This is a genomic window from Candidatus Abawacabacteria bacterium (genome assembly GCA_016207805.1).
In the GTDB taxonomy this organism is placed as follows: domain Bacteria; phylum Patescibacteriota; class Gracilibacteria; order RBG-16-42-10; family RBG-16-42-10; genus JACQZO01.
This window is the reverse complement of sequence record JACQZO010000006.1, coordinates 1-26,117: the sequence shown is the minus strand read 5'-3', so window position 1 is coordinate 26,117 and position 26,117 is coordinate 1. Positions and strand designations below refer to the sequence as shown.

The 26,117-nt window shown below is 38.2% G+C and carries 34 protein-coding genes; 9 read left to right on the top strand and 25 right to left on the bottom strand.

Annotated features, from left to right (window positions below; all coding sequences use genetic code 11):
- Window positions 1–61 precede the first annotated feature (61 nt).
- The 13 genes from HY817_01580 to HY817_01520 form a co-directional block, all read right to left on the bottom strand.
- Complete coding sequence (locus tag HY817_01580; GenBank protein MBI4835929.1) at window positions 62–304, bottom strand: tail protein X; 243 nt, start codon at window positions 302–304, stop codon at window positions 62–64.
- Window positions 305–372: 68 nt separating this feature from the next.
- The gene (locus tag HY817_01575) at window positions 373–933 is read right to left on the bottom strand and encodes a phage tail protein (protein MBI4835928.1); all 561 of its coding nucleotides are present in this window, start codon (window positions 931–933) and stop codon (window positions 373–375) included.
- A complete protein-coding gene (locus tag HY817_01570; protein MBI4835927.1) occupies window positions 933–3,230 on the bottom strand; it encodes a phage tail tape measure protein in 2,298 nt (765 codons plus the stop codon). Before HY817_01570 ends, HY817_01575 begins: the two co-directional genes overlap by 1 nt.
- A gap of 78 nt (window positions 3,231–3,308) precedes the next feature.
- Window positions 3,309–3,617, bottom strand: coding sequence for a hypothetical protein (locus HY817_01565; protein ID MBI4835926.1), 309 nt, complete (start codon window positions 3,615–3,617; stop codon window positions 3,309–3,311).
- A 39-nt stretch (window positions 3,618–3,656) separates the two neighbouring features.
- Window positions 3,657–4,247 carry a phage major tail tube protein gene (locus tag HY817_01560; GenBank protein ID MBI4835925.1) on the bottom strand — a complete coding sequence of 197 codons (591 nt, stop codon included), beginning with the start codon at window positions 4,245–4,247 and terminating at the stop codon, window positions 3,657–3,659.
- 27 nt (window positions 4,248–4,274) lie between these two features.
- On the bottom strand, window positions 4,275–5,711 hold the full coding sequence (locus HY817_01555; protein ID MBI4835924.1) for a phage tail sheath subtilisin-like domain-containing protein: 1,437 nt from the start codon (window positions 5,709–5,711) through the stop codon (window positions 4,275–4,277).
- Between the two features lie 4 nt (window positions 5,712–5,715).
- Window positions 5,716–6,267 (bottom strand): hypothetical protein, encoded by a 552-nt coding sequence (locus tag HY817_01550; GenBank protein ID MBI4835923.1) that lies wholly within the window; start codon window positions 6,265–6,267, stop codon window positions 5,716–5,718.
- An 8-nt stretch (window positions 6,268–6,275) separates the two neighbouring features.
- Window positions 6,276–6,719: a DUF1320 domain-containing protein gene (locus HY817_01545; protein MBI4835922.1), complete on the bottom strand. Its 444-nt coding sequence runs from the start codon at window positions 6,717–6,719 to the stop codon at window positions 6,276–6,278.
- A 92-nt stretch (window positions 6,720–6,811) separates the two neighbouring features.
- Entirely contained in the window at window positions 6,812–7,429 is a 618-nt protein-coding gene (locus HY817_01540) for a hypothetical protein (protein ID MBI4835921.1), read from the bottom strand.
- On the bottom strand, window positions 7,429–7,878 hold the full coding sequence (locus tag HY817_01535) for a hypothetical protein (protein MBI4835920.1): 450 nt from the start codon (window positions 7,876–7,878) through the stop codon (window positions 7,429–7,431). The genes HY817_01540 and HY817_01535 overlap by 1 nt, the downstream gene beginning before the upstream one ends.
- A 65-nt stretch (window positions 7,879–7,943) precedes the next feature.
- Window positions 7,944–8,879: a hypothetical protein gene (locus HY817_01530; GenBank protein MBI4835919.1), complete on the bottom strand. Its 936-nt coding sequence runs from the start codon at window positions 8,877–8,879 to the stop codon at window positions 7,944–7,946.
- Between the two features lie 77 nt (window positions 8,880–8,956).
- Window positions 8,957–9,979, bottom strand: a complete 1,023-nt coding sequence (locus HY817_01525) for a hypothetical protein (GenBank protein ID MBI4835918.1) — start codon at window positions 9,977–9,979, stop codon at window positions 8,957–8,959.
- 16 nt (window positions 9,980–9,995) lie between these two features.
- Window positions 9,996–10,181 (bottom strand): hypothetical protein, encoded by a 186-nt coding sequence (locus HY817_01520; protein MBI4835917.1) that lies wholly within the window; start codon window positions 10,179–10,181, stop codon window positions 9,996–9,998.
- 208 nt (window positions 10,182–10,389) lie between these two features.
- Between HY817_01520 and HY817_01515 the strand changes: the two genes are divergently transcribed.
- From HY817_01515 to HY817_01475, 9 genes are all read left to right on the top strand, one after another.
- On the top strand, window positions 10,390–10,722 hold the full coding sequence (locus HY817_01515; protein MBI4835916.1) for a hypothetical protein: 333 nt from the start codon (window positions 10,390–10,392) through the stop codon (window positions 10,720–10,722).
- An 11-nt stretch (window positions 10,723–10,733) separates the two neighbouring features.
- Window positions 10,734–11,000, top strand: a complete 267-nt coding sequence (locus HY817_01510; protein ID MBI4835915.1) for a hypothetical protein — start codon at window positions 10,734–10,736, stop codon at window positions 10,998–11,000.
- A gap of 2 nt (window positions 11,001–11,002) precedes the next feature.
- Window positions 11,003–11,416, top strand: coding sequence for a hypothetical protein (locus tag HY817_01505; GenBank protein MBI4835914.1), 414 nt, complete (start codon window positions 11,003–11,005; stop codon window positions 11,414–11,416).
- Window positions 11,413–12,753, top strand: a complete 1,341-nt coding sequence (locus HY817_01500) for a hypothetical protein (GenBank protein ID MBI4835913.1) — start codon at window positions 11,413–11,415, stop codon at window positions 12,751–12,753. The genes HY817_01505 and HY817_01500 overlap by 4 nt, the downstream gene beginning before the upstream one ends.
- A gap of 111 nt (window positions 12,754–12,864) precedes the next feature.
- Window positions 12,865–14,373: a DUF935 family protein gene (locus HY817_01495; GenBank protein MBI4835912.1), complete on the top strand. Its 1,509-nt coding sequence runs from the start codon at window positions 12,865–12,867 to the stop codon at window positions 14,371–14,373.
- 231 nt (window positions 14,374–14,604) lie between these two features.
- Window positions 14,605–15,939 (top strand): minor capsid protein, encoded by a 1,335-nt coding sequence (locus tag HY817_01490; protein ID MBI4835911.1) that lies wholly within the window; start codon window positions 14,605–14,607, stop codon window positions 15,937–15,939.
- A 159-nt stretch (window positions 15,940–16,098) separates the two neighbouring features.
- Window positions 16,099–16,614: a phage virion morphogenesis protein gene (locus tag HY817_01485; GenBank protein MBI4835910.1), complete on the top strand. Its 516-nt coding sequence runs from the start codon at window positions 16,099–16,101 to the stop codon at window positions 16,612–16,614.
- A gap of 1 nt (window position 16,615) precedes the next feature.
- On the top strand, window positions 16,616–16,879 hold the full coding sequence (locus HY817_01480) for a hypothetical protein (GenBank protein ID MBI4835909.1): 264 nt from the start codon (window positions 16,616–16,618) through the stop codon (window positions 16,877–16,879).
- On the top strand, window positions 16,879–17,118 hold the full coding sequence (locus HY817_01475) for a hypothetical protein (GenBank protein MBI4835908.1): 240 nt from the start codon (window positions 16,879–16,881) through the stop codon (window positions 17,116–17,118). Before HY817_01480 ends, HY817_01475 begins: the two co-directional genes overlap by 1 nt.
- A 264-nt stretch (window positions 17,119–17,382) precedes the next feature.
- On the opposite strand, the gene HY817_01470 is transcribed toward HY817_01475, so the two are convergent.
- From HY817_01470 to HY817_01415, 12 genes are all read right to left on the bottom strand, one after another.
- Window positions 17,383–18,207, bottom strand: coding sequence for an antA/AntB antirepressor family protein (locus HY817_01470; protein MBI4835907.1), 825 nt, complete (start codon window positions 18,205–18,207; stop codon window positions 17,383–17,385).
- 258 nt (window positions 18,208–18,465) lie between these two features.
- Complete coding sequence (locus HY817_01465; GenBank protein MBI4835906.1) at window positions 18,466–18,777, bottom strand: hypothetical protein; 312 nt, start codon at window positions 18,775–18,777, stop codon at window positions 18,466–18,468.
- A gap of 235 nt (window positions 18,778–19,012) precedes the next feature.
- Window positions 19,013–19,177, bottom strand: a complete 165-nt coding sequence (locus HY817_01460) for a ribbon-helix-helix protein, CopG family (protein ID MBI4835905.1) — start codon at window positions 19,175–19,177, stop codon at window positions 19,013–19,015.
- Window positions 19,178–19,285: 108 nt separating this feature from the next.
- Window positions 19,286–19,477: a hypothetical protein gene (locus HY817_01455; GenBank protein MBI4835904.1), complete on the bottom strand. Its 192-nt coding sequence runs from the start codon at window positions 19,475–19,477 to the stop codon at window positions 19,286–19,288.
- Window positions 19,478–19,569: 92 nt separating this feature from the next.
- Complete coding sequence (locus HY817_01450; protein ID MBI4835903.1) at window positions 19,570–20,088, bottom strand: STAS-like domain-containing protein; 519 nt, start codon at window positions 20,086–20,088, stop codon at window positions 19,570–19,572.
- A gap of 120 nt (window positions 20,089–20,208) precedes the next feature.
- Entirely contained in the window at window positions 20,209–20,637 is a 429-nt protein-coding gene (locus tag HY817_01445) for a hypothetical protein (GenBank protein ID MBI4835902.1), read from the bottom strand.
- A 181-nt stretch (window positions 20,638–20,818) separates the two neighbouring features.
- Window positions 20,819–21,310: a host-nuclease inhibitor Gam family protein gene (locus HY817_01440; protein ID MBI4835901.1), complete on the bottom strand. Its 492-nt coding sequence runs from the start codon at window positions 21,308–21,310 to the stop codon at window positions 20,819–20,821.
- Entirely contained in the window at window positions 21,303–21,470 is a 168-nt protein-coding gene (locus tag HY817_01435) for a hypothetical protein (GenBank protein ID MBI4835900.1), read from the bottom strand. Before HY817_01435 ends, HY817_01440 begins: the two co-directional genes overlap by 8 nt.
- Entirely contained in the window at window positions 21,463–21,981 is a 519-nt protein-coding gene (locus HY817_01430) for a hypothetical protein (GenBank protein MBI4835899.1), read from the bottom strand. The genes HY817_01435 and HY817_01430 overlap by 8 nt, the downstream gene beginning before the upstream one ends.
- 352 nt (window positions 21,982–22,333) lie before the next feature.
- Window positions 22,334–22,729: a DUF1018 domain-containing protein gene (locus HY817_01425; protein ID MBI4835898.1), complete on the bottom strand. Its 396-nt coding sequence runs from the start codon at window positions 22,727–22,729 to the stop codon at window positions 22,334–22,336.
- A 190-nt stretch (window positions 22,730–22,919) separates the two neighbouring features.
- Window positions 22,920–23,855, bottom strand: coding sequence for an AAA family ATPase (locus tag HY817_01420; GenBank protein ID MBI4835897.1), 936 nt, complete (start codon window positions 23,853–23,855; stop codon window positions 22,920–22,922).
- A gap of 189 nt (window positions 23,856–24,044) precedes the next feature.
- The coding region (locus tag HY817_01415) for a hypothetical protein (protein MBI4835896.1) at window positions 24,045–26,117 on the bottom strand (2,073 nt) is incomplete at its 5' end.

Sequence of the window (26,117 nt, the reverse complement as noted above, 5' to 3'; positions counted from 1 at the left end):
ATAGCCACAACGTCATTTAGTGTGGCGTAAGGGGCTTGCCCCTTATGTGGTTCACCGGCAATCATGCCGGACGCAGCCACGGTGGTAGATCCTCCGATGCAATAATATCAGATTGAGTCAGTTCATCAATGATAGGTATTCTAAGAGTAATTCCTGCGGTTAATATTGGCACAATGGGCACATCAGGATTAGCAACTACAATGGGCTCATATTTTTTAGCATCACCATAAAACTCCCAGGAGAGGTTATCCCAGCGGTCGCCTTGCTTTGTTGTGTATTCAAAAAATTCAGCATTAGTACTCATAATTTTCCTCATCTAGGGATAGCTCGAAGAGCGTAAGGGACAAAGTCCCTTTTGTAGTCCACCGGAGGTCACTCCGGCTGACGGGTAATTTGTTTTAATAATGGACCTTTAGGGCCATTAACAACATTAACTGTTGGTGTAAATTTTTGCTTTGATGATTTTGAGCGTCCTTTCTTTTTAGCGCTGCTTGTTTTAGCTCTTTTTTTAGCCTTACTAATTTTTATCGTTTTTTCCCTGGCGAATTTAATTTCTTCAGTTTCTACCCATTCCTTTAAGCTTATTTCAGCATTAATAGAGATGGTATTACCTTCTCCATCAGTTTTATCAAGTCCTTTTTTAACGCTTTCGATAACAAATTTGCCGAGATTTTTACCGTTAGCAAAAACAAATGACAGAGGTTCATATTTTTCAGCTTCAGTTTTAAGGTATTCAAACTCTGTATCTGGGTTGCAAAAGATTGAATGAAGGTTAATAGAAAAGGTAATTGCTTCAAGACTTTCACCGGTGTATTGAAGTTTTGGCTTGCCTTCGATGACAGCGTGTTCAGCATAATTATAAGTTTTATCTATTGAAAGACTTTCAGGGCCGGTCATTAATTTAAATATTATTTCGCCAAGCTTTGCAAACATTAGTAAACTAACCTCGCCTGTCTTTGTTGAGTTTTTTGTAATAGCCTTAAGAATTGATTAGAATGCTTATACAATAAATTCATAATCTGCTGTTCAGTAATTTGAGAGTTGCCGGACAAATTTATTGTAGGATTGTAGTTTAACAATACTCCTCCAGAACCACTCATAAGTTGCTGAGATTGTCTATTCGGTATAACATCAGAGCCTTTGGGTAAATTTACAAGCTCTGGGCCACTTTCGCCTACAAGTGCAAATCCACCAGGAGAATTCTTAATACCTCTGGCGTGGCCTGGTATTTTTGAGGTTTTATTTTTTTTAGATCCAACAATGCTACCTTCTTTATCATGAATAGCGGTGTAGCCTTTTTTCTTTAGTATTGCTAATGTTGCAGCATCGCTTTTGCTCGCTCTTTCTTTTGCAGCGCCTTCCTGATCCCATGCTTTAAAAGCTGCGCTTGCTGCATCAACTGCTTCTTTCACTTGAAATATTGCATTATATAATTCCACTATCTTAGCGACTAGATTGACAACAAAACCGACGACGCCACCTACTGCCTTGCCGAAAGATCTCATCTCTGTTGACCCGTCGTTTGTTTGAGCGCCAAGTCCGAAAATTTTACCAATCAATATTCCAGTCATTTTTATAATTGAGGTCAAAAAACTACCCAATGTTTGTAATCCTGGTAGTGCGGGTGCTATCGCTTCCATAAATCCTTCCCCAAAACCTCTGAAAAATGATGCTATTGCTGGCCAATATTTGTAGACTAACACCCCTAAAACAGCTATAATTGCACCGATACCGATCACTACAGGCCCGCTTATTATTGCAGCTATTCCAGACAGACCCCCTAGCATAACAGAAATTGTACTCAAACCCGCCCAAATACTTGACGCTCCTATAGCAGCACCTACCGTTGTGATTACAGCACTTACTGCTGTGAACGCTGTACCGACACTCCCTATTCCGCTAATAATTACACCCGTTCCTGCAATAAATGCACCAATACCAATTGTACTTACAATTGCAGCGAATATCCCCTTTACCAACAGGGGATTTTCATTTAATGCTTTTAGGTTTTTGTTGATATCTTCAAGCCACGGACCAATAGCTGTTTGAGTAATACTGGATATAGTTGTCTTTAATTCTTTCCACTGTTCAAGTGTAGTATCCATCATTACGCCGAAATCTTTATCAATAACACCACTGGCTGACAAACCTTTCTTTTTGATCTCTTGATATTTTTTTAGATGTTGAACCATTGCATTAGCAGCCATTTGCGCCTGCGTATCTGCAAAAATATCTCCAACATCTACTCCTGATTTTTTAAGTTGAACTAAAATTTTTGCAATTTCCAGTAGAGGGTCTTTGGCTTTCATTGCTTGCTGCCACTGTTTTAGAAGTCCTTTTTGCCCGTTTTTTTCAAGTTTGTTTAACTTACTAAGTGTTTCACCAATGGGCTTCATCTTTATTAATAAATTTTCTAAGTTAATAGCCGCTTCACTGGAAGTGCCGGCTGCCATTCTGCTTACTTCCCCGGCAGCAGCTAGAGAAATGAAGGCATCTTTTCCTTTCATTCCTATAGCATAGGCACTAGCAGCTAGAGAGGGGAAATAACCTGCCATATCCTTAAATTCAAAATTTCCTTCTTTTGAAGCCTGAATTACGCCTTCCATTGAGGATCGTAATTGATCCAGAGGTATATGCAGTGTTTCAGTGGCTGCAAATGTTGTCTTACTAACGTCCAGAATAGCACTATTTTCAGCCGTTGCTATTTTACCTGATAGCGTAGCCATTTCTTTAAGTTTTTCAAGTCCCGTTATACCAGTTTGAGTGTAATAACTAATAGATTCTAGTAATTCCGGCTTTGTCTGGTTGGTAATTAATGCCAATGTGGCTAATTCAGCGTTTAACTGTTTTACTTCTTTAGTAGATAAATTAGCAGTATTTTTAATTGTTGCCAGAGTGTGTTCAATAATAAATGAATCTCTGATGGCATCACCCATGCCTAAAGCATATCCGGCACCGATACCACCAGCCATCATTCCACCGCCGGCAAAAGTCATTTTTTGCCCAGCACTTTGTACCTGATTCAGAACTTTTTTAAGCCTTTCAAGTGCGCTGATAGATTTTTGACTTTCTGTTTGAAATTTTCTGGAAAAATTAGCTTTATCAATTGCCTGGCTAAATTTTTTAACTGTGTCACTTAATCCATTAATAGAGGCAACGACCTCCTTCACAGGTCTGGTCGTCTCGTTAATTGCTTTTAATATTAACTTAAGTTCAAGGTCTTCAGACATTTCTTGCCTCATTTTCGCGCTTGATATACTTAGAGGTATTATCTATCCAGTAAAAGAATTCCTCTAGTTCCATCCTTTTTACTGATTCAATGCTGAATCGGGCAACTCTTGTGAGATAGATGACACCGTCGGCAACCCCTTGAGCATTTTGCCAACTACTATGGCTAATTCTAAAAAATCGGAAGCCTCCATCATTGCAACATCTTCAGGTACTAATTCTTTGCCGTCAAACTTTCCTGTCAATGAAATTAAAGCGGCCATAAATTCCATACCTTCAATCTGACCACTTATTCGTTCTGCTTTGGTAACGTCATCTACCATTGGTTTTCTAATTTCGACATTTTCAAATTTCATTGATTTAGTATTTTCAACGATATTAATTTTCATCTTTTTCTCCTTCTCGCCTGATAATTCAGGAATTTATAATTACATTATAATTAAGCCGGCATCCCCTAGATCGCTTGAGACCGGTATATCTCCACGACTTACGCCCTGACCGAGTCCTAAGTTTTGCTTAAATTTAGCCAGGATGTCGACACCATTAACCTTGTAAACATTAGCAGGAATGTCAATATCTAAGATGACAGCGCCGTCTATACTAAGCTTAATAGCACTGATAGCGATCGTTGTATCCTGATCTATTGGATCACCTTTTTTGAAAGAACCAAGCGGTAAGTTTGAAAACGTGCCGCTCATTTCACAAACGACAGGTCTTTGAGCCATCATTCCATTGCTGGTGCGTTCTTCTAATGAAGATCTGACTTGAATTCTATGAGAGGCCAGAGGGTTGCCAGCATTGGCCATTACTTCAGAATAATAGCTGTTCCACTTAATTTTTGATTCAAGCTTCTCCAGTCCGACAGGAAATTCCATTGAACCATATAAGCCTAATGCTTCAAGCTCTTTCATCTTTTGTTTTATCTCTGGCAGGGTAACTTCAGAGGCCCTGCCCATCATATTATTACCGTTCAGGTATATGTTAGCGTTATTTAGACTATTAATTCTAATATTAGACATTGTTAGAAATCCTTTCGTTTAAAGGTCTTATGCTGCTTGTAATTGCCTGAAAAGGTTAATATCTATTGCAGCTTCGTATGTCAGGCGCTCTAATGGTGGTGGTGGCAGGAATTTATAGTTAATCGTCAGGTGACCATTGGCAAGCTCTGTTTTATCATTATTTGCTGGGTCATACCAGGCGCTGCCTCCAATTAAAGAACCTCTTTGTATTTGCGTTTTCAGAAAGCCATTAACGCTTTGAAGAATATCATCAATGAGAGCATCGTTGATAGGTGCATCCATGTGTTGCAGTGAATAATATTCAATACTTTCCTCAATAACGTCAGCGGTCCTGCGAACAGAAGTAAAGTTATCAATAGCCGTATAACTCGGGAATGAAGCAGACCTGTTACCCCAGGTGCGGAATCCAGTACCAAAACTATTGAACACTGTCATAATTCCGGCTTCGTTAAGAGCATTCACTTCACTGTCAGGGTCATTGATTTCAGCAGTAAGATCAAGCTCAACGCCTACTATTCCTTGAATTTGCCTGTTAGATTCTGACCACCAGTAGCCTTTTTCAATGTCCTGCCTGGCCATACAGCCAGCCCAGTATGCTGAATAACTCTCATTGATATATGCATTGCTCACAGAATCATAAGCTTTTAGGTGCGGGAATAATAACTTGCAACGTTTTGAACTGGTATAGAAATTAATATCGCCATCAGCGCCACGGCCTTCAATTGCACCCTGAACGGTCGTGCCAATCGGTGCGGTAACAGCACAAATAGCCCTGAGTTTTCCAGCTAAAGTTTCTAATTCTGTTCTAACTTCGGTGGCTTCAAAGCCTGGGGTGACAAGAATTTTAGGTTTAAATCCAAATTTTGAATAAGCTTCCTGGAATAACTTGAGACCAGTTCTGTTCCCATTTTCATCAACGGTTCCGATAATATCGGCAGCATCAACTTTTGTTGGGTCTTGATATGAATAATCCACCGTGACGGTTGCAGTAGCACCAATGTCACCAGTAGATACTCTGGTAATAATTCCATTTTCAGCATCTACCGTATAATCGTCATTGACGACATAAGTTGTTTCACCACTTTTCACAACAACTGAGCTAACACCTTCATGAGCGAGTGTAATTATATTATTGGCAAAGGTTTTTGATTCTGCCAGAATTGCTGTTTTGTGTGTTGTAGGATCAAAAACGTTGATCATTATGACCTGACAGGAGCCTTGAGCATAAATAGATTGAAGTGCAGCCGGTAAAGTCCAGCCGGTTTTACGTTTCCCACCATATTTAGCTGCATCTCTATCGTTAAGCAATAATTTCATTGCATTTGTTGATTGATTAGCAGATTCAACGGTATAGAGCGGAGCCGTACCCACAATACCAATAACGGCAGATTTAACGATATTAATTGATCGCCCGCCTACTATTGATTCTATGGTTTCAACGCCGTGTAAATAACTAGCTGGCATTATATTATTCCTCCTGGGGTTTTGTAATCACTAAATCCGGGTAATCGTCACTTTTAGCAGTGACCTGATTTAATAGCACTAATGAATCATAATCAGTGCGGTCAATTTCTATATTAGAAGCTTTAACGCTAAAGCTGATGCCATAAATCCAGGTGCCATTTTCCTCTTCAATGAATCTGTCGCTGGATGGTATCATTTTATTTATAGTAATTAGATTTCCTTCAATGTCTTTAGGTTGAAAGCCGGTCAAGGCTAATCTAACAGCATCAAGCTGATCTTGAATATTTGCATCTGTCTGCAAATGCTTCATTGATAAGATTATTTCAAAATTGAAAGTTCTCTCCTGGACAATTAAATCTGTTGATTGATTTGCCGAATAAGTAGAGCCTTTGAAAGCAACGAGTAAAGCACCTTTAGGATGTTTTAAATAAAAGTCTTTAGGGCTTTTAACATAATCATCAATATAAAAGCCAGGGAATTCTAATTGAAGTTGTCTGACAATTGAATTGATGACATCCGTTATTTTATTCTTTATTTGAGTTAAATCTACAGCCATAATTAGTCCTAAAACCTGTCTAAAAGTTCTTTTGTAAAGACTCTATCAGCTTCGGTTTTGTTGATAGCGACACTGGAAGCATCAGGCACTTTGACGCTATCGTTTAACGTTTCAATATTTAAGGTCACAACACCTTTTTGAATTTTGCCAAGCTCAGCAATAACGAACTTTTCACGTTCTGTGATAGACTCAGGCATATTTTGTGTAAACCGCCTGGCGTGTATATTAATTACTGCCAGCTCTACAGCATAACGTCTTAATAGCCTGGGTACTTCAGTTAAAGGCAAAGTGTAGCGAGCCATTAAATAACCATTAATTGTGCTCATTGCATCTTCTATTGCATTATTAACGACATCTTCATTAACAGCCGTTGCCAGCTCATCATCATTACTTAATTGAATAAGCTCGCATTCAGGAATTACGTTGATTATGTCGTTAATTGTGCAATACACTAGGTTGATCCTTTATTTTCAAATAGTGGGGAGGGTTTCAGGGAAATCCTCCCCACTATCGTGCCTCACAGTTTTTCTTTGATTTCTTTGATTTATGCTGCCAATTTAACTAAAAGCAATTGACCGGCTTCGCTTGTTGAAGACCAGGCAGTACCGTTAATTTTTTGTGGTAGCGCTCCACCGCTCAATGCAGCCGTAGCGCTTGAGGTTGCCTGAGAAATCGTTATTGCACCATTTGTGACAGTAATTGCACCGTCTGTAATAGTGCCCGTTGAGGTGACAATACCTGAGCCGTTAGCGCCTGTACTTGTTACAGGAGTTGAACCTGACTCTACTGATGAAGTTATTGAAACTGTTGATTGTGCCTGAATTGCTGTGGTCGTTGCCTGCTCTGAGGTTATTGCACCTAAAGAAAGTGAAATGCTTGCTGCCAAGCTTGATGCCGCTGCGGCCTTACCGGCATTAGCGCCAGTTCCGCTTGCGACAACTTCTACACCTGCATTAATTGCTTCGGCGGCTTCAACCAGGACAAGTCCTGCAAAATCAACGGCAAAATCGTCACCAATTTCTGCACCATATTGTGATACACCTGCAGCTTTTGCATTAGCGACACAAAGATTACCGGTAAAGCCGACAAACCTGTGAGCCGGAATTGCCATCAATGCGGTTAAAGATGCTGCTCCAAGTGGTATAGCTGTTTGAGATACCATTATTCTACTCCTTCCGGATTATTATTTTCGCCTGGTTGGCCATCAGTCCCTTCCAAATCACCCACTTCGGGAATAACTTCTTCAGGATTTTCTATCAGCTCGGCCTGCTTAAAAAGTTCAGTTTTTACACGTTCAACTATTGCTTCTTTGCCTTTACAGCCAGTAAGATCAATATTGTTTTCTTCAGCGCATTTTTTTAGAGTTCCAATTGACCAGTAAGCCGGATCTTCGGATAAATTACCGGTATTTTCTGGCGTATCAGGTGCTTCTATTTTTACAGGAGTTTTGACTTCCTGTTCTATTTTCGGGTTTTCTTCGGGAATAAGCATTAAATATTTCTTTAGCGTCGGAGAATTAGCTTCTTCTTCGCTCATGGTTATTGCTTCACCGTGCTGATAAAGCTTTTTCTTATATTTAATGCCCATATTAACAACTAAATATCTAGGCATATTCTTAACCTTTCTACGATCAGGCCAGCTTGTAAATTCCAACCTGGGGTTTCAACTATTTTGAATTAGTGAGTATCAGAAATAATATAGCCAGCCACAGCACCTGTCATAGCTACTTTATAGATATCAGTATTTCTGACTAATTGAACTTTTCCGCCATTTTCAACGTAAGAATCAGTTTCAGGATACCCTTTTTTCTTAAGTGTCCGTCCAAAACAAGGCTCTTCAGCATCTCTTTCTGATGGTTCCTGTTGTGGCACACAAGCCATCTGGAAGGACTCTCCCCAGACGTCATTACCAAGCACTCCGGCATCATTAGCGTAAACAGCTTCGCCGATGTAAATATTGGGTATGCCAAATAATTCTTTCAGGTCATCTATCGTAATAATACCTTTACGAGTAGTTTCAAGCTTTTTCAATAAACCAGGATGAAATTTTAGGTCTGCATAGCAAGAAGCGCCCATAATAGCAACATTTGGTCTGCGGCCAATTTTACCTCTGATGACTTCCTTGCCTGTTTCAACATCACTGAGCGGATCGCTTAAATTACTATCCTCAACATGATTAGACCACTTATCAGTGCTGGTAAGTGTTACTTTGTGTCCACTCGGATAATTGTCAGGATTCTGAGCAAGTGAAGCCTGAGCATATTCTTTACCAAGCTCTAAAACATCCTGTGTGGCCTTAGCTTTTTTGCGTTCTTCAGGGAACATACTTTCATCTTTTTCTCTGGTATCAATAGGAAGCTCAAAATCGTGTTCTTGAAGAACGACATCGACCATTGAAGGATCGCTGATTTCGCCACGGTTTGATTTAGCTCTTGGCGCTCTTTTGGTTTGCCAGAGCTTAAAGTGGTCCGCTCCAAATTGTGGAATTTGAAGCCCTTCTTTTTCCACTTCCGTCTCAGGGAAAAGGTATTTGCCAACGTATGCTGCGTTGGAATAGCCCTGGGATAGTTTTGTAAGTACAGGGTTTACAACCCTTTTAGACTTTAATACCATATTTTAAACCTTTATTATTAGTAGTAATAACTTATTTGACAGGTTGAAAGAATCTCATTCTTTGTTAGAATGCTTTATTAATTGTCTAAAATGATATCCAGTGCTTTTTCATAATCAACATTATGTTGTTTAGAATAAGCCGTAACTTTAGCATCCAGAGTAGCCGCATCAGGATCAACAGGAGCACTAAAAGAATACTCTTTAGGCTCAACTTTGCCAGCAGCTTTACCTTTGTTAGTATACTCATTGAAATCAACCGCTTTGGGCTGCTCTTTCAAAAAGGTTTTAAATTCTTCAGCCAAAGATTTTTTACCACCCTGGCTAAATTCATAGTCACCTGCATTATCAAAAGCCATCAGAAAATCAACAACTTTATCTTTGTTTTTGGGTGTTATTTGCTCCGGGATTGAAGCGCAAAATTCTTCGCAACCCTTACGTTTTGATTCTTGCTCCATTTTTGCTGCTTTTTGCTTGAGTTCGGCGTTTTCTTTTTCAAGATCATCCAGTTTTTTAGAAAATTGCTGATCTTCAGATGTTTTGTTTTCTACTTCAAGAACCTGGATCTTCTTTTTCATAGCCTCATTTTCTTCTTGAAGCTTTTTCAATTTTTCAGCATCTATGATCATAGATGAATCTCCTTTATATGAACTAAATTCAAACGTTTCATCAGACGAATCAAATTCAAAAATGTCATTATCGTCCTGATTGCTTTTAAATTCTATATCCTGAAGGCCTTCTACAGCAGGCAATGCTGCACCAAGAAAACCTACGTGCTCAATACCGTACTTGGGTGACATTTTAACTGAACGCTTTTTAAATCTACCCTCTATCACTGCCTGAGCGAACTCAGGAGCAACCTGTTTTAATTTGCCTTTAAGGACAGCCCCTTCTTTTTTGACTGCTTCCAGCCAGCCCCAGGCGGGGGCATTTTCTTCTGGATGGCCAATGACGACAGGGGCTTCATGTTTATCTCGATTAGAATTATATTTTTGTTCGATAGATTCCAGATCCTTATCGTTATAAATTTTAGTTACGCCGTTTGAACTGGTATGCGTACCCGTTTTAAACAAACTAATCCAGCCTTGAATCCCTTTAGTCATTTTTTCTAAAATCCTCCTATCCACCAAAACTAATTGGTTTATTTGTTATCAACCTTAAAAGTACGTTGCCAGCAGCTAAAACACCTGCCTGAACTTGTGGATCAATTTGAGTTCCACTAGCCTGTAAAGCAATTGAAGTGCCGGCAGCTAAAAGGTTAAACCAGAATGTTTTAGATTTTAAAAGACTTTTAGCTTTTTGCATTTTAATTTCCTCTTTCTAAAAGCGAACTTGCATAAAATTGCACTGTGCGTTAACCTGAATATAAGGCTTCAAAAAACTAATTTCCAATCTTTACCTGAATAACTAATTTATTTGGGATCTAATTAATTTAGTTATTAGAGCTAAGTTTTGAAAACTCAATTTAATAAATCTAAACTGTGAAAAGTTTAGACATTTTTGGAGATTTTAAATGACTGAAATGAGCCTTTTGACAGAAGCTGCAAAGCTCTTTGGATTTGTTGGATTTGTCTGCGCCATACAATTTATTACCTGGTTGATTACCCAGAGGGCTTCAAACAAACAAACTGAAATTATTGCAAATATGATTCAGGAAAACCAAAAGAATCTTACCGCACAAAGCGAGCGTCAAATAGAAACGGTTGTTAAACAATACGATAAAATGTTTGACTTACAAAAAACTATTCACCAAAACAATTACGATCAACTCAAGGAAATACTCGAATTGCAAAGGATTCAGATACAAACTTTATCCCGGCTTGAAGTAAAAATAGATTCAATGTAAAGGAGGTAAATGTGAGCTTAAAGAACGAACTGCATTTAATGAAAGCGAAAAGGCAGGAATTAATCAATAAAAACAAATCTCTTGAGGTTGTTAGTGAAGGCAGCATCATTCTCATTCGGTCATTGACCAACCCTTATCAACAAAAGTTAATAAAAATGAAAACAGAAGATATTCTTGAATCGGCCAAACAGCTTGATAAAACTATTAAAGCTATGCGAGAAAATCAGGAGCAAATTGATCAAATCACAGAAGAGCTTGGAGACGGCGAGGACTGTTAATTATGGCCAAAAAGTCAGATTATCTTTTTGAAGCGCAAAGACTATACGTAACACTGGGATATACTTTTGTTGAGATAGCCCAGGTTGTACCTGTTTCAGACAGATCGCTTAGAGACTGGGCAAAAGAAGGCAACTGGGCAGAAAAAAGGCAGGGATTTTTAAAAGAGCAATATTCACTCCATGAAGATATTCACCGTATTATTAGAAAACTAATCACAAGCATTGATGGCGATATTGAAGCTGGTATTGAACCGAGTCAATCGAGGATACGATTTTTAGGACAACTAAGAGCAATGCTGCCTAAAGTTAAAACCTATGAAGACAGCATAAAACAGGCCGTAAAACCTGAAGAAAAACCGGAATACAGTGAAGATTATCTTGTTGATCTTATGCGTAAAGGTACACTTAATCTATGAGTAATGGGCTTTTTCTACCTTACCAGCGTGACTGGATTAATGATAGATCCCGCTTTAAGATCATCGAAAAATCACGCCGTACAGGTATGACTTTTGCCCAAAGCTGGGAAGACGTTGAAGATTGTCTCAAAAAAAGAGTCCCTGCTGTCTGGTTTTCATCATCCGATGAATCAGCCGCCAAAGAGTATATGGAATATTGTCAGAACTGGGCAAAAGTTCTCAATATGGCTGCCGAGCCACTCGGGCAAGAAATAATTGAAAAAGAAACCGTCACAACCCTGAAGTTTAAAAATGGAACTAAAATTGTAGCATTATCAAGTAACCCGAAGGCGTTTCGCTCCAAAGGCGGTAAAGTGGTTTTGGATGAGTTTGCATTCCACGATAAAGCCAATGAACTTTATAAGGCAGCCAAGCCAAGCATTACTTCTATGAAAGGTTTATTCCCCTTAAGGGTTATTAGCACCCACAATGGTAAAAATTGCAGGTATTTTGAGTTTTTAGATCAAGCCAAGAAAGGGAAAATACCCTGGTCTGTTCATTATGTAGATATTTATAAAGCCGTTGATCAGGGATATTTAGATAAAATTTATGGCCGGACTACCACCAGAGAAGAAAAAGATCAATGGCTGGCAGAAGAAAAAGCAGCAACCGGCGATGATTTAGTATGGCAGCAAGAATATTGTTGCATTCCGGTTGATGAATCAACAGCTTTCTTAACTTATGATCTAATCAAAGCCTGTGAAGATGATAGTATTTTATATTTTACATTCCCTGAATCTGCTTATTTTATGGGCATTGATATCGGTAGAGAAAAAGACCTGACCGTCGTCTGGATAGTGGAAAAAACAGCGACACAAAAAATCACTCGCTATGTGCTGGAGCTTAAAAAAACCGCTTATTCAGAACAGCTTGATATTATTTCAGATTTAATTGATGAAACAAAAGCCAGAAGAGTGTGTGTTGACGCTTCAGGCATCGGTGATATGCCGGCAGAAACGTTGCAGGAAAGACATGGCAGATACAAAGTTGAAAAGGTCAAGTTTACCAACCCGATCAAAGAAGAATTGGCAGTCAATGTCAAAATACACTTTGAAGATCGCTTGGTTCTGATACCGCAATCTGAAGAAATAAGAAGAGATTTACACTCTATAAGAAAACTTTCTACCTCTGCCGGCAATTCAAGATATGATGCAGGTCGCTCTAATGGCAGTCATGCTGATAGATTTTGGGCTTTAGCACTCGCCTTGCATGCCTGCGACAACGATCAGGCACCACTTATCGAATGTATCTTTTCAGCAAATCCAAGAAAAATGATGAGGGCTCTAGACGGCTTTTAATCAAACAAAATTACAATCTGATATCAATCTACCTGATCTGCTATTTCATATCAAATTTAAACAGAGTTAAACACAATTTAAACGTGGTTTTTGAAAGGTATACAACAAATTATGGTAGACAACAAATTATATAAAGAATTAACCTCCAGATTGAACTCAACCAGCTTTGCAAGTTTATTAAGCATTTTGCCTGATCCTGACATCGTCCTCAAGAAAGCCGGACTGACAATTGATATTTACAAAGAAGTTATGGCAGATGATCAGGTGAGCTGCTGTGTTTTATCAAGACAGTCCGCTGTTAAAAAACTTGAATGGAGAATCGAACGAGGCAATGCAAGTGAACAGCTAACAAAATTTATTGAAGACATTTTTAAAAGCCTCAATATGAATCGCATTATTAGCGAGATTCTCAATACACCGCTTTATGGCTTCCACGTCTCTGAAATCCTCTGGGAATCTAAAGATGGCAAAATAGTTCCTAAAGATGTAAAAGGCCGTGAAAACGATAATTTTCACTTTGATCCTGAAGATCGGCTTCGTTTTAAATCCAAAACAAACAGTTTTGAAGGTGAATTATTGCCTGATAAAAAGGTTTTGCTTACCCAGCATAATGCCAATGATGATAACCCCTATGGTGATAGGCTTCTGAGTAAATGTTACTGGAAGGTTTATTTCAAGAAGAACGCTTTTAAGTTCTGGATGCTTTTAACCGAAAAATTTGCAATACCCTGGCTATTTGGCAAAGTGCCAAGAGGTATCGATAAAAAGGATAAAGAAGAATTACGTGACGCTCTTGTTACATTAGTTCAGGATGGTGTGGCTGTAGTGCCTGAAGGATCGGATGTAACCATTCTTGAATCTGCCGGCAAAGGTGTATCTGCTGATCTATTTGAAAAAATAATACTACTTTGTGAGAACGGTCTTTCAAAATTACTTTTAGGCCAAACTTTGACAACACAAAGTGACGGCAAAGGCAGCTATGCTTTAGGAAAAGTACATGCTGAAGTCAGAGCTGATATTAAAGACGCTGACAAACAGATGGTCGAAGCGGCATTAAATCAGCTTATTAGATGGATTTGTGAATTCAACAGCAATGAAAAAGATTATCCTGAATTTAAGATGTTTGAAGAAGAGCAAGTCAACAAAGAACTGGCCGAAAGAGATAAAACCCTCACCGAAACTGGCCTTAAATTCACTAAAAAATATTACCAGCGCAAATATAACTTACAGGAGGATGAATTTTCTTTAGCTTCTGACAACATTTCGACTGAAGATAATGATCCTTTGGGACGTCAGCCACAAAGGGGAGCCAATGAAATACCGAAAACAAAGATACAACAACCTGCATTCTCGAAACAAACTCCTAAAGAAGCAAAAAGCAGCCAGGATATTCTTGACGAATTTACCGACACAATTACCGATGAAGAGCTTCAAAAGCACTCTGAGCAATTTTTAAAACCGGTATTTGATATGATTTTCAGTGCTTCCAGCCATGAAGAAGCCATCGAAAAGCTGGCTACTTTGTACTCTGAGATGAACAGCAGTGATTTTGAGGATATGCTGGCAAAACGCACTTATATTGCCGATATTCTCGGAGGCCTGGACATTGCTGAAGCCTGAGTTATCAGTTTTTAGGTTTAGCCGGTATCAGGCGTACACCCCTATTAGATGGACGGAGGGAACTATTCAATGTTACAAAAGAAGCTGCAGATGCTCAGGGTGTTTTTATGATCAATTCTTTGTCGATTATCATAAATGCCAGATGAAACACGCAGTCATTGCTCTGGTTAGAGCCTTTGGCCCGCCGGAAAACATCACAATACCACAAATAATTGAAGAGAAGGAATCATAATGTCTGCAACGATAGCAAATTTAAACTTCGCTCTAAATCTCCCACCAGAGAAGGTTTCAAACTATCTTGCAGGCAAAGAGAATGTTTTGTCTTCAAATTGGGAAGACATCTGGCAGGAAAATAATACAAAGATTTTTACCGTCACCAGGGCAATGAGGATGGACATTCTCGAAGATATTAGAGGAGCGCTACAAGCTTCTATTGATGAAGGCAAGACTTTTCAGCAATTTCAGAAAGAACTTAAGCCAAAACTCAAAGCCAAAGGCTGGTGGGGAAAACAAACCATAAAAGATAAAGAAACCGGAGAAGAAAAAGAGGTTCAGCTTGGCTCTCCCTGGCGTTTAAAAACCATTTATCAGACCAATATGCAAACAGCGTATATGGTTGGACGCTATAGAGAAATGATAGTCAATGTGGAGAACAGACCATTCTGGATGTATGATGCAATCAACGATAGTCACACAAGGCCGTCTCATGCTGCTCTGGACGACAAGATATTTCGATATGATGATCCGTTCTGGGATACTCATTATCCTCCAAACGGGTTCAAGTGCAGATGCTCGGTCCGTGCATTGTCTCAAAGCAATATTGATAATAGAAACCTTTCCGTTGAATCTTCAGAAGGCAGAATGCTTTATAAAGCTGTGCCAAAATCCAAAAATTCTGATGAGACAACCATCTCAAGCGGTATTAAAATTTATGACAAAAAAACCGGCAATTTCCCTGTTGTCTGGAATGATCCGGGATGGAATTATAACCCTGGTAAAGTCAGCTATCAAACGGATTTATGGGCCTCCGGCAAATTAAAGAATGTGCCGGAAGTCTTGCAGGAAAGCTATCTTAAAGATATGGTCAATAATCCCTGGCATAAAAAAGCCTTCTCAAATTGGGTGGAAAAAGTCTCTGAAGAAACCTATAAAGCGAAAGGTTCCGCTACAATCGCCGGTTATATGAATTTTAAAACCTTAAAAAATCTTGAGTCCAAAAATATAGTCCCGCAAACACCTGCCATAGTCATTAATGACAATCGTTTCTGGCATGGTGTAAGAGATGTGGAACCGGATGCAGAAGGCTTGCCAAAGAAACCCGGCATTGATGACGTAAAAGAATTGCCTTCTATTTTGTCTAACCCTGATGCCATTTTATATGAGCCTAAAACCAATAACATTTTGTTTGTAGCCAAAGGCCCAATTAAAGATACAAAATATGTAGTTCATATAAACAGGCAGGTAAAAGGCTTTAAGGATAAAATAAATCTTATTAAATCAATGGGAATGGTCTACAATCATCATTTGAAAGGTAAAGAATATGATCTTATCTGGGGTAAATTGTAGCAACAAAAAAGTAAGTGACTGGAGGGACGCCCCTTCCCCTCATAGGAAATCCCTTTCGAGATATCCAATTGGCCAGAGCGGTTTTCCAATTGTCAATCACTTACTAATTATAGAATAGCAAATTTACTTAAAAATTTAAACTGCTAAAAGAGGTATTTTATGCCCAGAGATCTTATCGAAATAGAAGTTAAAAATGATCAAATAACTAAAGCCTTGCAGGAACTTCAGTCTAAAACTGATAATTTAGAACCTTTGATGATCGATATATCCGAGATTATGAAAGATGCCGTGCTGCAAAACATAAGGGTTGGAGGCAATCCTGAATGGCCTAAACTATCACCAATGACAAGAAATTTAAAAGAAAACAAAGGCTTTAACCCGAATGCCATCCTCCAGCAGGAAGGACGCCTTAAAGCCAGCATCACCCATAAAGCAGGCAAGGATTTTGCTGTTGCCGGCACAAATATACCTTACGGCCCTATTCACCAATTCGGCGGGGAAATCAAACCTAAAAAAGGTAAATTTCTTTATGTGCCTTCTGGAAAAGACAAAAAAGGCAAAACGCAGTTTATAAGGCTGAAGAAAGCTGTAATCCCTGCCAGACCATTTTTAAAACTTCAAGAATCAGACGAAAGAGACATAACGAACGCTATTAAGAATTATTTAAAAAGCTGAAATGAATTACAAAAGTCATTTTAAAAAGCGTATAAAGCAGCGTTACGGTTTTAAAATAAACCGTAAAGATTACTATAATATAATTTCACTGATCAAAAAAGGTAGAGCGATATTTGTCGAGCCTAGTTATGGCGATAGAACCATTCATATTGTTTTATTCAAAGGTAAATCCATTAAAGTTGTTTATGATGCGGTCAAAGAGCTGTTAATTACAGCGTTAAATATTCAAAAATCAGATATTAAATTAATTCAAGAGGTTTTATAATGGCTGTTTTTGTGAGTGGAAGAGATAAAAAGTTTTGTAAAGAGCTTCAGGATAGGATGAATAAGTTTCATAATACACCTGGTGCGCAGGAAGAGTTAGGCTTTTATTTAGATCAATGTTATCAAAGAGGGAGAAATGCAAAGAGAAAATGTTATATCACTCCTGTGGGGGAAGAATACGATAGTGCTGTTGAATTAATTGCTGATTATCTTGATGATTGGCATAAAAAACACGAATGACAAATTATTGACCTGCATCACAGGCAATTAAAGTTATTTTAAAGCTTGTTTAAAATAGTTTTAAATGAGAGTTAAATTTTTTGTTGTTTTTGTCGATAATAATATTAGACAGTAGAGTTCGGCAAAAGCTGAACTTTTTTTTGAAAAAATTTTGAACTTAACAACAACTGGATGAAATTTTCATCCAGTTGCTCTAATATTTATTAATGTATTACATATATATGTAGATTATTTTTTATTTAATTCAAAAATAATCTCCTTCCTTTAAGCTGCTTCTTTTGACTTCTTTGTTATAACGCCTCTTGACAGCAATATATCTGCCAGCTTTTCAAAGTTTTCACGGCTAAAACATGGCCTCGGTCCGGGGTATCTGCCTGTATGACAATAATACCTGCTGAGAAGTTTTACAACTTCAATATCTTCCATAATGCACAATATTACCTGAGCCAAAAAGCCACCGTCATCCAGGCCAAGTAATTTAGATGCCTTTTGGCAAGAAATCATATCTTTCACCGCCGCTTCCTTTGTTTTCATTGTCTCAATTTGTTTTTCTAACTCCTCCATTGTCTTGTGGGCTTCCAAAAGTTTCCCCCTCTCCTCCTCCAGTTGCCTTTCAGATTCCAGCGCCATCTCTAATATCTCCATCTTGCTCAGGTTTTGCATGGCTAAACGAGGGTTCTTCATGACTTCTAAAAGCTTTTCTTCAACTTTAACAAAGTACCATCTGGCTTCTAAACCTTTTTCAGTATGACTGGAAGACACCAAAACTTTTGCTGCATCAACAGTGAGCCAGTATTCTTTTCTTGGTCTGCCATCTTTAATATTTTCAAAGGTTTCATTATCCGTGAGTTGTAAATTGTTTTTATAGGGGTATTTCTCAAAATTGAGTAAAAGTCCAAAATTTTCACCCTCTACTAATTTATTTGTTTCGATACCTCGATTAAACCAGTCACTAATTCTAGTTCCTGTTTCCAAATAGGCATGAACATCCCTTGCAATGACAATTCTAAATGTCGGGTCCTGTTTCAATGCATAAACAGGGATAATTCCATTTTCTACTAAGGTTAAATCTTCAAAATTAATATTCATTATCTTTTCCTTTCATTATCTAATATCTAATATCTTGCTAATGTTTCTTTATTTAAGCCAGAAATTTCTTTTGTTATGATTATACGGCCTCCTTTAAACATCCGGGCTACTGTATGACTGCCGTCTTCGTTATACTTCCAGCCCAGGTATGTATACTTCCGTCCGCTTTTATATGCTTCCTTTATGGATTCTTCGGGGGTATCCTCGGGTTCAAGCTCCCATTCATTTAACACCCGTACTATTTTTTCTTTTAGTCGCTCATTCAATCACGTTCTCCTTTTCTGCTTGCTGATTTCCTGATTCCGGTGGCGAAGTCCGCTTATGGTCAGTGTCACTGCAACCTTTCCATAGTTCTACTTCCATTTTGTCTAACACATTGTCTATTTCAGTGCCTTTTTCTATGATCAAATCAAATACCCTGGCTATATCAGCAGCAACCAGTTTATTCTGTTTTTCCTCAAAGCAATTGATCATAAATCTTGATCCAAGTGTAGATATAATCTTGATTTGATCAGATGTAATACTGGCATCACATCGTAGTTTTTCTATTTCATCTAATTTACAATTCATAAAATCTTTTCCTTTCACTGTCTTGGAACCTTAAAATTGTCATCATGAGGCTTCTTGGCAAAGAATCTCATCATACGAGATCCTTCGCTGCGCTCAGAGCTTGTCCTGAATTTATTTTCAGGAATGACCATAAATCACCACAACTTGATATTTTCAAGCTCTTATGGTTAAATTTGATTAGAAACAATTATTGTTTTTATTGAGAGCTTTGGTGACCGCCGAAGCTTTCAGTGTTTCATTTGTCCTTATTTGACCTCCTTTCTAAGTAATCCATCAATAACAGTCTTAGCATATTTGATTTTGTTCTACGTTCTTCTTTGCAGGCTCTAGTAAACGCCTCCAGCAATTCAGTTTCGACCCAGAAAGTTATCTTGTGAGTCTTTTTCCTTTTTTCATCCATTTTGAAATCTTACTCCCATTTTAGTAAATAAGTCAACAAAAAATTTCTTATTCAATTGTCAAGGTTCAGGTTTTATTTTTCTCTCCAACAAGGGGCTGAAGCCCCTTGTTAAAATGTTTTTGAATCAAATAAATCTAACAAGAAGTTTCTTGCCACTGTGTGCTCTGGAAAGCTTTTATATAAAACAAAACTGAGTGCACCCACAGCATCTTTCCATTCTGCATCTTCTTTTATGAGCAATTCAGTTATTTTATTGCTTAGCTCTCTTATCCTGTCCGGGTTAGCTTTTGGTTGAATCATTCTTCACATTCCTTTCTATTTTTTTTGTTTACTTATTGTTTTATCACCCTAAATGAGATGTGTTTTTTAACTGCTTAAAATTGTCATTTTGATTAATGTGATAGTTTCTTTTGCCTACTTTTCTTTGTAGTAAAGAAAAGTGGGTCAAAAAAGAATACTTTTTGAATCTTATTACCTTTATGGTCTCGTTCTCCGGTGTCACAAACCACACCGATCCTATCAGCAAACACCTGCCATAATATGCCCTCACCTTCCGGTGTTTCGACAGGTTTGTTAATAAACGGGAAAAGATCCTGATAGCTTTCATCAAGCTTGTAAAGTTTTTTCATCGCTCTAATAGCATCAGCGATATATTCCTTGTGAAATTCATTACAATTCTTATGACGCAGATGAGTGCTGATAAAATTGCTTGAATAGCTCTCATAAAGCAGACTTATTAGCTCCTCAAGAAAATTTTCATTGATATCATTAATATCTATAAAATCCAGGGTGACCTGAGTGTCGTCTTCAATTAATTCCTGAATTTGATGAAAAAGAAGAATAGCCATGTCTATGTCTGTGGCATAGTCACGTTCTATTATTTCTTTTACATTTAACACTTTTCGCTTCATCTATATTATTTCCACTTTCACACCAGGTAATTCCGATATCGAATAAAGCAAGCACTATTGAGGCCAGGCCATAAGCTTTCCAGTAATAGCGGATGCAATAATCAAAATAATTCCAGTAATTCATTCCAGTGCATCAAGAAGTTTCAATTGAGTACATCCATTTTCATCAGGACATTTTAATACTTCTGCAATAAGTTTATCAGTTGTTTTTAGTTCTTTAACAAGACGTAATATAGTTGTCCTGCTTGGCGCTTTAGCATAACTTTCCCTGATGTATCTCTTTTCAAGTTCTTTAAAAGCGCTGCTAGGTATGCTTATTTGAGAACCGCCACAGTGTTCTATCAGAGAAATTGCGACTTCTCGACCGCAGGTTTCAAAAATATAAGATAAATCCTCGTTTGGCATATCCTGAGAGGTTAATTGTGCAACTAATCCTGCCAGATATTCCTTAAATGTTACTGGATTATCATTTTTAATAATGCATGATGATTGTTTATACTGACTTTTAATCGTCTTTCGTTTTGCTTGCGTTTTTATTTTATCGGTCATATTCCTTTCCTTATTGTTGTGTTAGCTGATTTGCGGGCCCTGCAATCAGTTAACCTGCTTTAATTCTCTGCCGGAGCTTCAAATGTATCGCAAGCCTGAAGTATTCTTTCTCGCCATTCTTCAAGCTGTTCAATGCGAGCTTCGAGTTCTTTTACCTTTTCTTCCATAATGTTTCCTTTCTTTAGTCCACTTTAATCTTTGCCATATCAGGCTCAATTTTTAACTTATCTTCAGTCTTTAGGCTCGCTCCGCATTTTGCCAGCGTCTGAGCATCCAGTTGAGCCATAGCATCTTTGTTTGGCTCCTCTTTAATTCTTATGCAATTATGCAGATTTAATGATTTCAAAGCAGTTAAACAAGCTTCTATGGATCTAATTGTAACTTTTTGAGTAATTCTATAGGCTACAACGCCAAAACTCATTTCTTTTTTGCGGGTTTTTGTGAATTCATCTTTGCAATTGGCGCAAAATTCTTCGATAGCTTTTTCCATATCAGCTTTTTCAGTTTTAAGTCCTTTAGCCTGGCTATCGTAATCAATTTTTATTTGATTGATTTTAGTGGTCATTTCGCCTTCAAGCTGGCTGGTTTTAACGTTTATTTCTGCTAAGCGGTATAAAAATGCGTTGCATTCCTCCCAGCTTGAGCAGATAAGGGCACTTTTTCTTCTAGGCATATTGTTTCTCCTCTATTGCTTCAAAAGAAGCTGTGGTTTCGACTTTTTCTGCATCCTTAATCCGCTTAATCTCTTCATTACTCAGAAAACAAATGAATATTCCATTCAGATAAAGCTTTTTCTGGTATTCTGAATGATCAACAAATTTAACTCTAAGCATTGAGCACCTCTAGAGGTGTTGTTTCTAGGTTGGCGCTGGCATTCATCGGGTGTTGTGTTGGCTGGTAGGGCTGACGGATGTTTATTGTTTGTTTGGTACAAAATGTGGAATTTATCTCGTCTTGTATTTCTTTTCTGCCCATTTCAGCACAATCATTGAGTGCTTGCTGCCTTGCCTCTTCATAATCCTGACCAGCTTCCAAATTTGTCAGCAGATTTTGAACATATTTTGCTTTTGTAGCAGAAATGGCCACCCAGTCTGCAGAAACAAAGAAATTTGCCCCAACGCCTATTTTCTCCAGCATTTTAATGAGGTCATCTTTGCATTGGCGGGTAAAAGCAGCATCAAATGTAGGCAACAATTTAATTTTTTCTAACATTTCAGAAGTTAGTGTTTGAATTGGCCTGGGCTGATTATCCAATTTCTTTTCAAAAAGTGATAATAATTGAGATTTTGTTATAGATCCTAGTATTGTTAAACCTGAATGTTTGGTTATTATTGTAATCTTCATTTATACTTCTCCTTTCGATTAATAAGATAGTTTCTTTTGCCTACTTTTCTTTGTCTATAAAGAAAAGTAGGTTTATTGGTACCAAATACATTTTTCACAAACTAAATGACTTATACAAACGCCAACGTTTGTGCATATTGGCTTTCGTTTCTTTTTTGTTTCTTTTTTCGGTTCAAATTGTCTAATAGGATTGCCAGTCAGACTGTTTATTTTAGTCAGCTTACCGCTTATTTCACAATAATGCGTTCCTATATCATTCAGTCCGTGCATTTTATCTCCTTTTAAATCATCCCCGGAGGGGGCAAAGAACACGTGTTATTTATACTTCCAAGAAGCCACCCCTCCAGCGACTTTACTTTAACTTTTCTATGGCTAGTTTGACCTTTTGAACATCTTTTTTTTGCAGCCATTTGAAGTGATCAACATTAGCGATTCTGCAGACAAAGCTTTCAAAGGCTTCATCAGTTTTTGTCCTGACTGCATCAGAGGTATTCCAGATGGCATTGAGCATTCTTTTTTGTTTACGACTTGCGAGAACTTCATTTTCTGGATGATCGCTGTATTTTAATTTGTTTCTGGGGCTTTTTTTCTTTTCCCAGACACCAGCTTTGATAGCTTGCTCTTCCATATCTCTGATTAATTCTCTGGCCTGATGAGTATTCATATCTTTGGAGCTTTCAACCTTATAGCCATTCCAGAGAAGTCCTCTGTAGTTGCTATCAGAGATGCCCAGCTTTTTTTGAAGCATTTTGATCTTTTGTTTTTGCTCATTCGTCGCCTTCAAGACCGGCCTCCAATATGATGCAAACCCAGAAGCTCATTACTGTAGAAAGTGCTAAAAAGCCCGACTAAAAACATCCAGAACATTGATTTTTATCTCCATTTAATTAATGTGATAGTTTTTTGGTCCTACCTTTTTTGTATATAAAAAAGGTAGGCTAGCCGTAGAGTTTTTTCATTGAAGCATAGACTTTTGAAACCACCGCAGGGCTTATAGGTACGTGGTTTAGACCAGCAACTTCTATAGATCTGCTGATAAACTTAGACAATATTCTTGTATTGCTGTAAGTAGCTTCATAAAATGCTGTACAAACCTCGCCAGATGCATCAGGAATAACAGATTTTACCAGTATTTCCACATCTTTTGAATCCAGATGCCCTAATGGTAATAAAATACCAATACGGTTGTTTAATTGCGCCAAGTCCTGTTTCCTACCTCTGATATATTCAATTAATACAGGCAAACCAGCCATTAAAAGCCCAAAGCTATAATCGCTAATGTCTTGTATCCGGCGTAGTAGATTAATCAGGTCTACTTTTAGCGCATTTGCTTCATCAAGTATAAGCAATCGTCCAGAATTGGTTAAAATTCTAATAACATCATCAATTAAATCATCAGCAGAGCCTATTCCATCCAAGCCTAAAGCCTGATGTATGTTTTTAATCAGTCTTTTTTTAGTCATGCCCGGCATAACTTGTATCAATATACAATCCGGGTTATCCTGGCAATATTTTTTTATGGCAGTAGTTTTGCCGATACCGGATGGCGCAGTAATTACAGCAGTTTCGCAATTAATATGGCAGTTGCGCATTGCTTCATGAATATCCACAGCTATGGAAGTATCACAAAAAGGTAATTTCTTTGATAAAATTTCCATCTTATCCTTTTCTCTCCGGATAAAACTGTTGATTCTTTCTTGTACTCTTTTATCTTTGGCCTGATAATTCCCGCCCAGCCAGGTGCTTACCGTCGCACTGCTCAGCCCCGTAGCCCGACATACGTCAGCCTGTGATAATCCTCTTACGGCCATTATTTTTATCAGATTGTCCTGTGGTGTCACCTGATCAAAAACTTTTGTCTGTGTTGCACTCATATTTCTCCTTTCGTTACTCACTCTGTCCTGATGATATTTTGATTAGACTTTCAGAACTCACTCTGTCATCCCGGAATTTAGAAAGTCCTGATGATATTTTGATTAGACTTTCAGAACTCACTCTGTCATCCCGGAATTTAGAAAGTCCTGATGATATTTTGATTAGACTTTCAGATATCCGGGATCTATTCATGCTGAATGCTGTCTTCGGTATTCTTCAGCTTCTCTTCTGGTTAGAAAAATTGGCACCTCTTCAGCTTTTTTCTTTAATTGATGCTCATTGATAGCTTTTAGCATCTCGATGTTTTCTTTATTGCCATCATTTTTATGCTTTTCAATTTCTAATGCCTCTGCCATTTCAGTTTTAGATATTTTCGTCACCTTTGGATTAGCTTCTTTTGTCTCTCCGGCAAGCATCTTAGCACCGGCTTCAGCATCCAATATTAATTCACTTAGATCAGTTTTACCCTCTGGGATATGACTGTTGACATATTTTCTAGCATTAGCCTTTAACTTGGATGCTTTTTCCAGACGTTTTTTATCAAGATCAGTTTTTACCAGTGCCGGAACGAGACCTTGTATAATACCTTTACCCATATACCTGTCAGTTTTTGCCTCAAACACCCAGCATTCCTGATATGCATTAATATCCCGCCTGAAATAAACTTTTGTTTTAGTGCCTTTAAATCTTTCCATCCACGGCTCGTAGTAAGTTACTTTCAATCTTGTATCCCTAATACCATTTCGGGTAATTGATACTACATTGCTGCATCTCATACAGAATAATCTAAGTTCATCTTTGCTGGGCTTGCGTTTTTCAGTATATGCTTCAGCCCAGAGCTGATCAGGAGACATTCCCTGTAAATTTTTACCGGTGCTAGGCATACGGTTCAGCACATTAGCGATATAATAATCAAACAGGTCCTTGAATTTATCAAATTCCACTACCAGACCGGTTTTTATTTCATCAACAAGCTTTTCTGGTCGCTCAACAACATTTCCGCCTCTATATCCAACGCAATGTTTTGATAGCATTTCTTTAATTTTGTTAAAATCTCGTTCAATAGGCTTTGATTGCGCGCCGTAAGGATTGCTGAAATGTGCGATGACACCGATAAGATTTATCATTGAGGCTGCACGGTCAACGTTAATCTCAACCTTAATTTTTTTTGGCCTTCCACCGGCAAAATCTTTACTGCGATAATCTTTACCGTTGTCGATGTAGATTTCTTCAGGCAAACCCCAGACTAATGCAGCATAATAAAAACTCTGGAAAATATGATCGCTGTTGGGTGATTCAAAATGTAAAAGCCAGCCGAGCCATTTACTGGTTTTAAAATCTCTCCAGGCTGTCACCCAGGGGAAATATATTTTACCGTCTGGTCCTTTTACCGCGACATCTATCTGCGCATGATCAGACACCCAGCACTGACAGGCTTTTACGTTGCTGTAATCCCGATCGATATACATATTGTATTTTTTATTCCAGGCTTTTTCTCCGTATCTGAATTTATAGATTGCCTGCTCCGGTATTTCCCGTTCTAATCGTCTTAAAAAACTGATAGGTTTGGGAAAATCTTTGAGGGTTATGTCTTCTAAACGTTTTAATTTTCCAAGCAAAATCACCCAGCTACTTTGCAGGCTAGGTGCACCTTCAAGGAGATAGAGCTTTTTAAATTCTTCAAACCAGCTATCCTTGACGACACTTTTGCCGTAATTTTTACCATAATTGCCAAGTAAACCGACAATTCCTTCTTCTTCAAGTGCTTGTCTTGCTCTCAAAACTGACTTATAGCTTGTCTGATATCCAGGGGAATTTGCATTCCAGGCTTTAATCCAGTGTTTTAAGTTATTGCCTTTTAATGTTTTACATTCCTGTAAAAATTTTAAATATTTATCTGCCTGTTTTCGATTGTATTCAGGAGCTTCGCAATAGACAGCCATTATTAGCTCGCTATCGGAATATCCTGTTAAATTTTCTGTGATGGAGCCAAAATAAGAAAGTAGCGGAGGCGCCAGGTTGGGGTATTCAAGAGAGGTGGCTCCCTCCGCTACTAAATAGGGAGATACGCAGCCGATGTCTGACTGCGATCCGCTATTGGAATTCCTTTTGCTTGGGGGTAGCTCCGAAGGAGCGTAGGGGCCGCTTGCGCCCCTTTGTGGTTCACTGGCAATCATGCCAGAAAAGAGAGCCGACGAAACGGAGTGGCGTTCAAACATCGGCTCAACAGGGTCGGTTCCACCGACTGTGAATAATTCTTT